This window comes from Priestia veravalensis (assembly GCF_001457055.1).
Lineage (GTDB): Bacteria > Bacillota > Bacilli > Bacillales > Bacillaceae_H > Priestia > Priestia flexa.
The window spans coordinates 63,514-76,723 of record NZ_KQ758631.1; the positions used below are offsets into that span (position 1 = coordinate 63,514).

Annotated in this window: 15 protein-coding genes and 1 other RNA gene; 8 read left to right on the forward strand and 8 right to left on the reverse strand. The window is 39.3% G+C overall.

All coding sequences use genetic code 11. The features are described from left to right. Positions 1-258: 258 nt before the first annotated feature. From AS180_RS04365 to AS180_RS04385, 5 genes are all read left to right on the forward strand, one after another. The gene (locus AS180_RS04365) at positions 259-753 is read left to right on the forward strand and encodes an RNA polymerase sigma factor (protein WP_025910527.1); all 495 of its coding nucleotides are present in this window, start codon (positions 259-261) and stop codon (positions 751-753) included. Beyond that, a complete protein-coding gene (locus AS180_RS04370; protein ID WP_025910529.1) occupies positions 750-1,910 on the forward strand; it encodes an anti-sigma factor in 1,161 nt (386 codons plus the stop codon). The genes AS180_RS04365 and AS180_RS04370 overlap by 4 nt, the downstream gene beginning before the upstream one ends. Before the next feature lie 147 nt (positions 1,911-2,057). After that, positions 2,058-2,495 (forward strand): hypothetical protein, encoded by a 438-nt coding sequence (locus AS180_RS04375; RefSeq protein ID WP_152545194.1) that lies wholly within the window; start codon positions 2,058-2,060, stop codon positions 2,493-2,495. A 208-nt stretch (positions 2,496-2,703) separates the two neighbouring features. Beyond that, positions 2,704-2,881: non-coding RNA, 6S RNA (ssrS, locus tag AS180_RS04380), on the forward strand. 123 nt (positions 2,882-3,004) lie between these two features. Next, positions 3,005-3,433 (forward strand): pyridoxamine 5'-phosphate oxidase family protein, encoded by a 429-nt coding sequence (locus AS180_RS04385; RefSeq protein ID WP_025910531.1) that lies wholly within the window; start codon positions 3,005-3,007, stop codon positions 3,431-3,433. Positions 3,434-3,469: 36 nt separating this feature from the next. On the opposite strand, the gene thiE is transcribed toward AS180_RS04385, so the two are convergent. Both thiE and thiM read right to left on the reverse strand, forming a co-directional pair. Continuing rightward, the gene (gene thiE / locus AS180_RS04390; RefSeq protein ID WP_025910533.1) at positions 3,470-4,102 is read right to left on the reverse strand and encodes a thiamine phosphate synthase; all 633 of its coding nucleotides are present in this window, start codon (positions 4,100-4,102) and stop codon (positions 3,470-3,472) included. A 17-nt stretch (positions 4,103-4,119) separates the two neighbouring features. Next, positions 4,120-4,932, reverse strand: a complete 813-nt coding sequence (gene thiM / locus AS180_RS04395) for a hydroxyethylthiazole kinase (protein WP_025910534.1) — start codon at positions 4,930-4,932, stop codon at positions 4,120-4,122. A gap of 307 nt (positions 4,933-5,239) precedes the next feature. On the opposite strand from thiM, the gene AS180_RS04400 reads away from it, so the two are divergent. From AS180_RS04400 to AS180_RS04410, 3 genes are all read left to right on the forward strand, one after another. After that, a complete protein-coding gene (locus tag AS180_RS04400) occupies positions 5,240-5,734 on the forward strand; it encodes a hypothetical protein (RefSeq protein WP_025910536.1) in 495 nt (164 codons plus the stop codon). A gap of 166 nt (positions 5,735-5,900) precedes the next feature. Further along, entirely contained in the window at positions 5,901-7,280 is a 1,380-nt protein-coding gene (locus AS180_RS04405; RefSeq protein ID WP_025910537.1) for an MFS transporter, read from the forward strand. Positions 7,281-7,307: 27 nt separating this feature from the next. Then, a complete protein-coding gene (locus AS180_RS04410; protein ID WP_025910538.1) occupies positions 7,308-7,904 on the forward strand; it encodes a DNA-3-methyladenine glycosylase in 597 nt (198 codons plus the stop codon). Positions 7,905-7,966: 62 nt separating this feature from the next. On the opposite strand, the gene AS180_RS22215 is transcribed toward AS180_RS04410, so the two are convergent. From AS180_RS22215 to AS180_RS04435, 6 genes are all read right to left on the reverse strand, one after another. Then, positions 7,967-8,110, reverse strand: a complete 144-nt coding sequence (locus AS180_RS22215; protein WP_156413441.1) for a hypothetical protein — start codon at positions 8,108-8,110, stop codon at positions 7,967-7,969. 113 nt (positions 8,111-8,223) lie between these two features. Further along, positions 8,224-9,192 (reverse strand): sugar phosphate isomerase/epimerase family protein, encoded by a 969-nt coding sequence (locus tag AS180_RS04415; protein WP_025910540.1) that lies wholly within the window; start codon positions 9,190-9,192, stop codon positions 8,224-8,226. 17 nt (positions 9,193-9,209) lie between these two features. Next, complete coding sequence (locus AS180_RS04420; RefSeq protein WP_025910542.1) at positions 9,210-10,214, reverse strand: Gfo/Idh/MocA family protein; 1,005 nt, start codon at positions 10,212-10,214, stop codon at positions 9,210-9,212. Positions 10,215-10,227: 13 nt separating this feature from the next. After that, positions 10,228-11,253, reverse strand: coding sequence for a Gfo/Idh/MocA family protein (locus tag AS180_RS04425; protein WP_025910544.1), 1,026 nt, complete (start codon positions 11,251-11,253; stop codon positions 10,228-10,230). Positions 11,254-11,275: 22 nt separating this feature from the next. Next, a complete protein-coding gene (locus AS180_RS04430) occupies positions 11,276-12,001 on the reverse strand; it encodes a ThuA domain-containing protein (protein ID WP_025910546.1) in 726 nt (241 codons plus the stop codon). A gap of 53 nt (positions 12,002-12,054) precedes the next feature. Next, a complete protein-coding gene (locus tag AS180_RS04435; RefSeq protein ID WP_062686489.1) occupies positions 12,055-13,089 on the reverse strand; it encodes a LacI family DNA-binding transcriptional regulator in 1,035 nt (344 codons plus the stop codon). Positions 13,090-13,210: the final 121 nt, after the last annotated feature.

Here is a 13,210-nt window from a genome sequence, read left to right on the forward strand (position 1 = left end):
GTACGCCACCAATATGACAATGTATACCTTCTGAGTCTTATCATACCATTTTCTTGCCATTCCGAACACCAATTAAACCTTAGTTTTTTAAAAAAATGACATTTTTCATGGAATTTTGTCGAATTTCATCGCATTTTCTCTTCCATATGGTATGCTAACATTTATGTTTTATGCGCTTAGAAAACAGTTATATTTTCCTACATTATAATTAGAAACTTTTGACGAACATTTCCGTTAGTTAAAGGAAAGGGGGAGAAAATGGCACCTAAGCATCATTTCGAAGAAATTTATGAACAGCATATGCACGATCTTTTCCGCTATCTTCTCTCTCTTACGCGGCGGAAAGAAACTGCAGAAGACCTTATGCAAGAAACGTTTTATCGCGTACTGCTACATTTAGAAACATATAGCGGTGAAGAAGTAAAGCCTTGGCTGTTCAAAATTGCCTATCACGCATTTATTGATTGGTATCGAAAAGAAAAAAAGCGACCAACTGTTGAACTAGAGGAATGGCATTTTTCACCACAACCAAGTGCTGAAGAGAAGGTGTTTGTGCAAGATGAAATTAACACGTGGCTTTCAGAAGTATCCTCTCTTCCAGAGCCAAAAAGAAATATTGTACTACTTCGTGATTATCACGGTTTTACATATGAAGAAATTGCTGGGATGACTGGCTTTACTCTAGCAAAAGTGAAAATGGCTCTTTATAGAGGACGTCAGCAATTAAAGAAGAGAAAGGAAGAGAACGTATGAGCTGTCAAAATATGCAGCACCAATGGACAAAATACAAAGACGGAACTTTGACAGATGCAGAAGTAGAAGAGCTCGAACGCCACACTGAAGAGTGTGATGAATGTATGAATTATCTTCAAAACCTGCTTGATGAAGAAGAAATACAGCCAGTCACTGCTTCCTCTACGTTTGACCAGGAAAAAGCAAAGCGCTCAATGATAAGGGCGAAATGGAGACAACGCTTTACTAATGTATTGACTGTGCTAAGCGCTTTTATCTTACTTTGGTTAGGAGGCAGCTTTTTATCGGCTATTTACTATTCTTTCACTCCTAAAGGTGAATATTTACGAACTGTGGATAAAGCGGCGATTGAATCTGCTTTACCAAACATATATGTACAAAATTCAAGAACCGAAACGAAGCCTTTCTTCCGCTTACAAAATGAGTACACGCTGTATAAAGAGATTGGACAAGCGCAAAAAAGTGTCGGACAATATACGTTTCACCACCTGTTTGAACGGGTCACAAACGTCGACAAAAACTTTTTAAACGACCATTATAATATGAAGTTATCATTTGCTTATCCAGAGCGAGTAAAAAAAGAAAAAGACGCTTCTTTCTATCAAAAATGGTCGAATGAAACATGGGGAGCACTTGATCAACTCCCTGAAGGCACAGTTAGTGAAATTGCGCTTTCTTTTGATCAAGCCTATACTATGGAAGAAATTGAAGAGAAACTTAGCTCTACACTTTCAAGCGACATTTCACCCGTCTGGTATGCTTTAGACACTGGGTATGAAGCAAAAGGAAGTGATACAAGCAATCCGCTTGTAGATTTAACCTCATCTTTTGGGTTCCCATCAATGCTAGAGCTACCGTTTTATGAAGAAAAAGAAACCTTTACGGATGAAGAGCGCGTGGTGCAGCTACTGAAGCTGCTTGCTGATAACGAACGGACGGTTCAACAAATTAGATGGATGAACCCAGATGAACTTCAGTTAACTAACCGATACAAATTTGTAAAAAAGAACGGTGTTAAAATATACGGCATTGTCTTAACAGGACCAACAAAAGAACTGCTAAAACTAAAGAACGAACCGTCGATTACCTATTCTTCTTTAGGAGAAGTAGAGTTATGGAATTGGTTTACTCGTCCCACTCAAGGTACCTTGCATTAAAGCATGAGAACATTACGTTTTCATGCTTTTCTTTTTACATGCTATGATAAAACGAAAAGGAGTGAGGATTTTGAAGTATCTATCCATGTGGACTTTCCTTATTATTTATGCATGGCTATTAGCAGCAAAGGAAAAAACGACCTCGTCATGATGAAGTTGATCTCTGGGCAATTCGCAACAGTGGAGCCACTCGTCGTTATGATTTTTTCTTGTTTAGGACTATTCCCTCTTTTATTTGCATCACTAATTATGCCAAACGACTCATTTAAACTTCCAGGCTGGCCTTTTTCACTGCTCTCTTTTGGATTAGGAGCCTTCGCGCTTTTACCTTACTTTGTACTAAATGGCGAGAAATCAACTAAGAGTCGCGGATTTAACCTTCTAAACAAATGGTTAACCTCACCCACTTTCTTACTGTCTTTGTTGACAATCACTCTCATTCTTTATTTGTATGGTTTTGCAGCAGGCTCATTTTCAGGTTATATAGAAGCTTTCAAGCATTCTGAATTAGTTAGCGTTATGACCGTTGATTTTTTTGTCCTTACTTGGTTAACCTATATTCTTTTTAGGAGTCATCGCTACTGATTCATATGTGTTCTGCCTATCTTAGGGCCCCTCGTTTTACTTTTAACTATAAATCAAAAAACAACACATCTTTAAATACATTTTTTAGCATTAAATAATTATGTTGCATTTCCACAAATATTGCTTTATAATCATCTCTTGTACACATGATTGCGATTGTGTAAAATTCCTAACACACACCATGTATACCTTTTTAAAAGGTATACCTACATACCTGCGCTGTGCGTATACTCATGTTGTCTTAAACCTTTGAGTGTTAAAAGGGAGTTCAAAATTCAGTTGCGGATAGCATGCCCTTCTTGGGACGCTAAAACCGACTGTGCGAACACCCACCTAGTTGATCTGGGTATTTAAGACACTTCGAGTTACGGCAGTGCGGGCTTTTTATTGCATTTAAGTTTACATAATTATATTATTGTCTATTTAAAAGTAAATAGATACACGATGTTTAGTTTTTTCCAACGGTGGTATATCTTAAGTAAGACGATAAACTTAAGGAGCTGATTCAAATGAATAAGCAAGAAATGATGGATAAGTTATCGAACTTACTAGATGAAAACCGAGTGGGTACATTAGCGACCGTTGTGAATCAAAAACCTAATTCTCGCTACATGACGTTTTTTAAAAAAGATGGTGACATTACCTTGTACACGCCAACAAGCATAGCTACGCATAAAGCTGATGAAATTGATGAAAACGGCAACGTGCATATTTTGCTTGGCTATAACGGCGAAGGATACGGAGATAATTATGTAGAGGTGTCTGGAATTGCTAAAATTAATGATAATCAAGAGTTAAAGAACCGCTTTTGGAATGATCATATGTCACAGTGGTTTAATGGACCTGATGACGCTAACTACGTTTTACTTGAAATTACGCCTACTCATATCAAGTTGATGAATGAAGGGAAAGATACACCAACTTCTATAAGCTTATAGTGAAATGAAAAAATGCCTCCCGCAGGAGGCATTTTTTCATTTCACTGCTTGAAGCAACTGTTCTGCTGCTTGCTTAGGTGACATTGCTAAGCTAATCGCTGTAATAATAGATATACCGTCAGCACCACCTTGAATGACTTTCTCAGCATTTTCGGCTGTGATGCCTCCAATCCCTACAATTGGGAAATCAATCTTCTGTTGACGAGCTTGCTGAATTAAATTTGTGCCTTGAACAGCTTTTGTATCTGTTTTTGTAGTGGTTGGAAATACAGGCCCCATTCCCACATAATCCGCTTTATCTTTAATTGCTTGCTGTAGTTCTTCAATCGAATGAACCGACACACCGATTAGTTGATGAGGAGCCTTTTCTTTCACAATATACGCTTTCTCGTCTTCTTGACCAATATGAATACCATCAGCACCTAATTTGATTGCCAAGTCAACATCATCATTTACAATAAAAGGTACCTCATGCTGTTTACAAATTTGTTGAAGATCATAAGCAAGCTGATACTTCTCTTTTCCTTGCAGAGCTCCCTCTCCTTTTTCACGAAACTGGAACATCGTAATTCCACCCGCAATCGCTTCTTTTAATACGACTCGCGGATCTCCCTTACAATTATTGCTTCCCATAATAAAATAAACTTTTAGATACTCTTTAATATTCATCTTCTGTTAGCTCCCTTCTACTGCTGTTCAACTCTTGCTCCGCTTTTCACTTGTTCTGGATGAATATGGTGTAAAGCATCCAAAAAAGCGGTTTGAAAACTTCCTGGCCCTTCACCTGCTGCTTTATCAGCTGCCAGTTCAGCTGCGACTTCATATGCGCATAACGCCTCAAGAACTGCTTCAACAATTCTTTTCTTTTCAACTGCAACAAAGGCACCGATAACGGATGTTAATAAACAACCGGTCCCTGTTACATTGGCAAGCATTGAATGCCCGTTTGTGATAATATAAGCTGAATCTCCATCACTAACAACATCTTGTACACCCGTTACAACAACTACTGTTTTCAGCTGCTTTGCAGCCATTTTAGCTAACGTAACGACATCCCCTTCTTCAGGTGCTGCATCTACACCTTTTATCGCCCAGTTTTCTCCTACAACATTGGCAATTTCAGCAGCATTTCCTCGAATAACTGCTATGTTTACTTTATTTAATAACTCTCTTGCTGTAGCTGTACGAAATGGTGTTGCACCTGCTCCGACTGGATCAAATATAACCGGAACGCCTGCCTCATTCGCTGCTTTTCCTGCAATTATCATCGCTTCAACTTCAGTACTTGTTAACGTTCCCATATTAAGCACGAGTGCTCCAGCGATTTTAGCCATATCCGCAACTTCTTCTTTTGCATAAGCCATTACGGGCGATGCGCCTAAAGCCAATAAACCGTTCGCTGTAAAATTTGTTACAACAACGTTCGTCATATTGTGTACTAGTGGCTTTTCTTGTCTTACTTGAGATAATAAATGACCTATTTCCTTTTGGGCTGTCATTTTTCCATCCTCCTACCTTTCGATATAAAAAAGCACCCTGCATGAACGCAAGGTGCTTTTACAATCTACTCACATTCCCTACGCTGGCATTATCCAACAGGTTCAAATGGTCTATGATGGTTTCCTAATCATACTCTCAGCCTGCATCCGCAAGCTCCCCATTCTATTAAACTATAGTAAAAGTCTACTATATAAGTACGCTTCATGGCAATATTGAGGCTATCTTGATTTTGTTTTTTCACTTTCAGATTCCCGAGACTGTGTCAAGCAGTTCGTTCATAAACTGAACAATGGAGGTGAGAGTTAAATGAAGAAAAAACTTTTGCTGCTATTTGTTCCACTGCTGTTGCTTTTATCCGCCTGCCTCAACGACCCCGTTCAAGACGATTTATTAAACTATTCAAATACTGAAATCCCCAAGGTCAGTGAACTAGAAATACAGGCGGTTGAAGCATATGACAGCGTATCCGGAGCTAACTACACAGATGATTTTACGATGTATGATACGCTTGTGGATGAAGTCATTCCACAATATCGTGAATTTATTGAAGAACTTGAAAAAATCGAAGTAGAAACAGATGAGCTACGGGCGCTCCATGAAGATTATATTAAAGCTGCCAATACTCAGTATAACGCTTTTGCAAAAATTGTTAGCGCTCTTGAAAAACAGGACCCTGAATTAATTGTCGAAGCTAATGTGATGTTAGATGAAGCGAGAAAAGGAATGCGTAAATATGCAAGTGATATTAAAAAACTTGCCAAAGAGCATAAGGTTACGTTTGAGAAGGGTGAAGGGCTATAAAAGTGAAATTAAAATCAGGTGCACGCACCTGATTTTATTTCGCAACCCGAAAAAGATTGACAAACGTATCATAAAATTCTATATTTATATACCTGTAGACAGGTTTGAGAATTAATGATATACCATTCAATCTTGATTAAATATGCTATTTTGTAAGGAGATAAAGATGACTACCACTACTATTACTACAAATGAAGAACATTCAATCTTAGAGCCAAAACCATTTAAAGAATCTGTCGTCATTCCTTTTTGGAGCTTGACAATCATGCTTGTAGTAATGAACACTACAATGTTTAACGTTGCTCTTCCTAAAGTATCCACAGAATTTGCTTTAACATCTTCAACCTCTGCTTGGATTATTACTGGCTATTCTGTTGTTTTTGCAATTGCAACAATTACATATAGTCGACTATCCGACTTCATTCCGATTAGACAGCTGCTAACGACTGGCTTAACGCTGCTAGGGATTGCTTCAATTATTGGCTTTGTGTCGAACAACTTTACAATGCTGTTATTTGCCCGCGTTCTTCAAGCTGCAGGAGCAGCAGCAGTACCTGGACTAGCAATGATTTTAATCACGCGCTATATCCCGAAATCCAGACGTGGTAAATCAATGTCTATGATTTCTTCTGCTGCGTCACTTGGATTTGGTCTTGGTCCTGTTATTGGAGGAGCAGTAACGCAGTATATGGGTTGGAACTTTCTATTCATCGTAACAGGGTTAGTTTTAATTTTCATCCCATTATTTCATAAGGTTTTACCTGCTGAAGATAAAAAGAAAGTTTATTTTGACATTCTAGGTGGTATCCTAACAGCAGCGGGTGTGACCGGCTTTTTACTATTTCTAACTTCCTATTCTTTATTATTACTAGCGGTCGGTATTGTAGCCATTATTTTATTAAGCATTCGTATCCGCAAGCATAACCATCCATTTATTGAGCCCAAGCTTTTTCAAAGTAAAGGCTATTTACTATTAAATGGTATCGGTTTTGCAGCATACATGACTCACTTTGCCACTCTTTTTATTATGCCGTTATTATTGGTACAAGTTTTCCAAAAAAGCTCTGCTGAAATTGGATTACTCATTTTCCCAGGTGCAATTCTATCAGCCATTGCTTCTCGTTTTATTGGTAAAATTATTGATCAGTTCGGAAACAAAGTATTAATTCGATTTGGCCACTTATTTTTAGCTATTGCAGCTTTACTTTTTACCTTTTTCAGCACTGTATCACCTACAGCCATTTTATTTATGTATATGTTTATGAGCATTGGTTTCACATCCCTTACGTCTAGCGTAGCAAACGAAATCTCACGCATGCTACCTTCAGATAGTATTGGCACAGGAATGGGCTTTTCACAACTTTCTCAGTTCGTTGGTGGAGCTACCGGCGTAGCTTTAACAGGAGTAGCAATCGTTTGGCAAAAAAGCTTACCAATCGAATCAATGTTTCAAAATTTATTTATTGGCATGACCGTATTAATTGTCGTATCATTTATGTTATTTTTAGGATATAAACGCTTTGAAGCAGAAACGTCTGAAGACTAACTTAACATACAAAGGAAGGGATTATCCGTGAACGGTACATTATCACTCCAGCCTCTCGAAGCTTCGTTTTATAATCAACCAACGTTATCTTTAGCACAATCCCTTCTCGGTTGCCTGCTTATTCACGAAACAAGCGAAGGTACTACTTCTGGGTTTATCGTTGAAACAGAAGCCTATATGGGACCTGAAGATCGTGCTGCACATAGTTTTAATAACCGACGAACAAAACGAACCGAAGTGATGTTTGGCGCTCCTGGCAATGTGTATACCTATGTAATGCACACCCACTGCCTTGTTAATATTGTCAGCGGCCCAGTTAATAAGCCAGAAGCCGTGTTAATTCGAGCAATCGAACCTTTTAGTGGAATTGATCTTATTCAAAAGCGTCGAAAACAAGCTCTGCCTAAAAATTGGACAAACGGACCAGGTAAGTTAACAAAAGCACTTGCGATTACAATGAAGGCTTATGGACATGACATTACTAATTCTCCTCTGTATATCTCAAAAGGATTTACGCCTACAGCTATTTCATCAGGGCCAAGGATTGGCATCGATAACTCTGGTGAAGCAAAGGATTATCCTTGGCGATTTTGGATTACGAATCATCCATATGTATCAAAATAAAGAGTTTGGGACATAACAAAATGATGGCTTCTAAATGACGAACACTAGCTGTTCCCATCTCTTTAGTTTGTCTCAACACGTTCGTTCCATTGCGCTACGGCCACTCGCTTTCCGCGGGGAGGAACCTGAGCTTCCTCGCTGCGCTGCGGAATCTCCGTTTTCCCTCTCTTTCCCGCAGGAGTCGAGTGTCCTACGCTCCATTCCACCCTGTTTCCAACATTGTTTTCACAACCAAAAAACCCTGAACGATTAAAAGTTATGAACTCTCAATCGTTCAGGTATAGTAAGGACTGAACTACTTATGTCTCAGTCTCTTTATTTATACCCACCACATTTGTGAAGGCTGCTCTTCAATTAAAATACTTTGAAGGTTTGTTACGGCACGCTTAAACCCTTCATTAATTGACATAATCGGGTCTTCATGCTCTATGCTTACAACATAATCATAACCATACGTACGTAAAGCGCTCATCATATCCGACCATTCTGTTAAGCTATGTCCACATCCTACTGAACGGAACGTCCATGCACGAGAGCGAACTTCACCATAAGGCTGCATATCTGTTAATCCATACATATTAATGTTTTCTTGATCCAAATACGTATCTTTTGCATGGAAGTGATGAATCGCATTTTCTTTAGCCAGAATTTTAATGGCTGCAACAGGATCAATTCCTTGCCACCACAAATGACTTGGGTCTAAGTTTGCACCGATTGCATCACATGTTTCTTCACGTAGCTTTAATAATGTATACGGTGTATGTACTAAAAATCCACCGTGAAGCTCCAAACCAATTTTCACATTGTTCTCTTGTGCATAAGCGCCTACTTCTTTCCAATAAGGAATTAATTTTTCTTCCCACTGCCACTTTAAAACATCACCATACTCATTTGGCCAAGGCGTAACGGGCCAGTTTGGATATTTCGCCCCCTCATGATCACCTGCTGTCCCTGAAAAACAATTTACAACTGGGACATCCAATAGCGAAGCTAGTTTAATCGTTTTTAATAGCGTTTCATGAGATTCTTTTGCAAAATTAACCTCTGGTGAGATTGGGTTTCCATGACAACTAAATGCGCTAATCGTTAATCCACGATTTGTAATTTGATTTTTATATGCTGTTCGTGCGGCTTCATCTTCTAACAGCTCATCTAATGGACAATGATTGTTTCCAGGATAGCCTCCTGTTCCAATTTCCACTGCATGAAGCCCAGCTGCTTTGACAGTATCAAGCATTTCTTCAAATGATTTATCTGCAAATAATACGGTAAATACCCCTAGTTTCACCTTGTTTTCCCCCTTTTTCACTTCTTACTACTATTATAAATAGCATCGATGATTGCTGATGTTTGAAGCGCTTCTTCCGGCTTTACAACGAGATCCTCTTTACCTTTACAAGCATTAATAAAATTGTTCGCTTGTAATAAGCTAAAGTTTTCTTCCCCATCTATCCAAGCTGCTTGGCTATTTAACAACATGCCATTTTTGGATGTATATAATTCAAACGGGAATACATTGATGCCTCCATTAACACCAGAGATGCTTACATGCTCTTCGTCATCTGGTATGTTAGCTGACCAAGATGTTTCAAGTAACAAAGATGCACCGTTATCAAATTTGACATAGGCTGTGACGTGGTCATCTACTTCAAACGTTTCGTGATTAAACGTACCCCACTGATTTAGCTGGTTGGGTGAACGGCTTAAGTCGTTATACGTAGATCCCACTACTTCTGTATGGCTTGGATTCCCCATTAGCCATACAGCTAAGTCAAGAAGATGACAGCCGTAGTCGATTAAGCTCCCTCCACCTTGCAGCTCTTTATTAGTAAACACGCCCCATCCTGGTACCTTTCGGCGTCTCATTGCTCGTACTCGCGCAACAAGTGGTTTCCCCACTTCGTCCATGCTTTTTTTAGCCGCCTGTGCTTCCTGCATGAATCGATAATGATAGGCAATTGCTAACACTTTATCTGCTTTCTTCGCTTCTTGAATCATCTGCTCACATTCAGCTTTCGATAAGGCCATTGGCTTTTCACATAGCACATGAACACCAGCTTTTAACGCTTCTACTGCGTATTCAGCATGGAATTTATTCGGTGTACAAATGCAAACAGCATCGACTTCTGCAAACATGTCTTTGTAATCAATAAATACATGTGGAATATTATGCTCATTTGCTACTTCCGTTGCACGCTCAGCGTTAATATCACTTACAGCCACAATCTCACACTCATCCTGTAGCTGTTTAAATGCGGGAATGTGGCGGCCTACTGCAATGCCGCCCACTCCAATAATTCCTACTTTCACAGCTGTCACCTCATTACACTTGCTTAATTTGTTTTGTTTCACTTGACTCAAGAGCAGCCAAAATAACAGCTAATGACTTAAATCCTTCTTCGCCGGAAACCGGTGTTTCGGTATCGTTAATGATTGCATCCACAAATTTTTCAACAACGTGAGAGTTGCTTTGACCACCATCATCATTTGATTGAATTTTTCCTAACTCGTACTTCACAACTTCCCCAGTTGTGTATTGAACTACTAATGAATAGTTTGGATCATCTTCTAGGCGAAGAATTGCTTTTTCGCCATAAATGATTGTTGAATTATCTTCTTTGCTTGTGTACGCCCAGCTTGCTGCTAGCGTACCCACAATACCGCTTTCTGTTTTTAGTACGCACACAGCATTATCATCTACGTCGCCAAAGTCTTTTGCAGTTGTTTCGACAAATGCACCAACTTCAACGATTTCTTCTCCTAAAATGTAGCGAAGCAAGTCAGTTTTGTGAACACCTAAATCTCCCATCGCTCCAATAAATGCTTCTTCTTTTCTAAAGAACCAGCTGTCTTTACCATCTACGCTCCAACCTTCTGGACCACCGTGTCCGAAAGCTGTACGGAAGCTATAGATCCTTCCAACTTCGCCGTTTTCAATTAATTGGCGTGCTTTTTGATGAGATGCTACAAAGCGTTGATTATGAGCAATCATAAGCTTTTTGTTGTTGGCTTTAGCCGCTTCAATCATTGCTTCAGCTGATTCTTTTGACGTTGCCATTGGCTTTTCGCACAAAACATGTACTCCGCTGTTTAATGCTACAACCGAGATAGGAGCATGCAGGTAGTTCGGTGTACAAACGCTAACTGCATCTACCGTTCCACTTGCCAACAGCTCTTCATAACTTGTATAAGCCTTTACGCCGTATTCACTTGCTACTTTATTGACACGCTCTTCGTTAATATCGCAAACTGCTACTAACTCTACATCTTTGTTCATTTTATATTCTGGTAGATGGCGATACTGAGCAATACTTCCACAGCCGATAACCGCTACTTTTAATTTCTCCATTATTCTTCTCCCCTTTAATTCTTTAGTTTTTCACCGTAATTTTTTCAAGTGGCTGAGCGTTTCCGTATACTGGACGCTTGCGATCAACAGGCTTCGCCCAATTTACAGCGTTTACAATTACACGTTGGATATCTTTATGGTGGTAAGTTGGGTATGTTTCATGTCCTGGTCGGAAGTAAAATACCTTCCCATTTCCACGCTTATACGTGCAGCCACTGCGGAAGACTTCTCCGCCTTCAAACCAACTTGTGAAAACAAGTTCATCTGGAGCTGGGATATCAAAGTGCTCTCCATACATTTCTTCACGCTCAAGTTCAATAAATTCTGAAATACCTTCTGCAATTGGGTGAGAAGGATCTATAACCCATAAACGCTCTTTTTCATCTGCTTCACGCCATTTTAAATCACAGCTTGTTCCCATTAATGTTTTAAAGATTTTTGAAAAATGCCCCGAATGTAAGACGATTAGTCCCATACCATCCAACACGCGTTGCTGTACTTTTTGGACAATCTCATCAGATACTTCTTCATGAGCTAAATGTCCCCACCATACAAGCACATCAGTATTTTCAAGAACTTCATCAGTTAATCCATGCTCAGGCTCATCCAGCGTAGCTGTTGCAGTTGCATAGCCAGCTTCTTGTAAAAATGAAGCGATGGCGCCGTGAATTCCTTCCGGATAAACTTCTCTTACAACTGGATTTTTTTGTTCGTGACGATTCTCATTCCATACCGTTACTTTTGTCATTTTTATATCCCCTTTGTCATCATTAACTTTTAGTGAACCGATTAACTTACCACTTACCCTTTCTTTTTAGCCGTGGACTCTCGATGAATAAGCTCCGTCGACAGTCGAATATGCTGAAGTGCAGTAGTGTCATTTTCAATTGCTTGAATGATTGCTGTGGCAGCCACCGATCCTTTATTAAATACATCTTGACGTACCGTAGTTAAGCTAGGTGTAGCATAACTACTAAACGTTAAATCATCAAATCCCACAATTGAATAGTCTTCTGGTATGCGCTTACCTTCCTCTTGTAGCGCTTTCATTATTCCTAATGCTAGCGTATCAGATGAAGCAAAGAATGCAGACATAGAATGTGGACGTGATAATAACTCTTTTCCCATCCTGTATCCATTTTCAAATGAACTATCTAACGCTTCGAATACATGTGATTTGCACGGCTTGATTCCCGCTGCTTTGAGCGCTTTTTCGTAGCCAATAAACCGCTTATAGTCGATGGGGCTATTTGTCATTCGGTGCGCAATGAAACCAATCGCACTGTGCCCTAGATCAATTAAATGTTTCGTAGCCTGGTGGCCACCTTCCTCGTCGTTCATCGTAATATGATTGAAATAACGCTCGTACTTATCGTATGTATCCACTAACACGATAGGCTTGGATAACGCTTTCATCTCTTCGTATAAACGATTTGGAAATACCCCTAAAAATAAGAGGCCATCTACGTTTCGCTTCCGAATCCATTTCATACATTCACTTGGGCTTTGCACACCTGAAATGAGTAAATCATATCCATTTTTACGAAGTACGTATTCGATTCCACTAATCATTTCACTTTGATAGTGATTATCTTTAAACATCGTAACAAGGGAATCGTTCACTAACGGAAACATAACCGCAATGACATTTGATTTCCGCTTTGATAAGCTTACTGCGGTTAGATTTGGTTCATATTCAAGATCTTTAACCGCTTTCAAAATTCGCTGCTTTGTTTCATCTGATACTTTGTTAATACCATTTAACACATAAGATACAGCTGCGGGAGAAACTCCTGCGTGCTTTGCAACATCTCGAATCGTTATTTTCCCATTCATATACCCACTCCAGTTAAACGGTTAACTAGTTACACGCTCATTATAAGTCACCTTAAATTTCAAGTCAATCCTCTTTTTTAAAAATAAGAATGGTTCTTTACACTTAGCAGACCTTTACGGA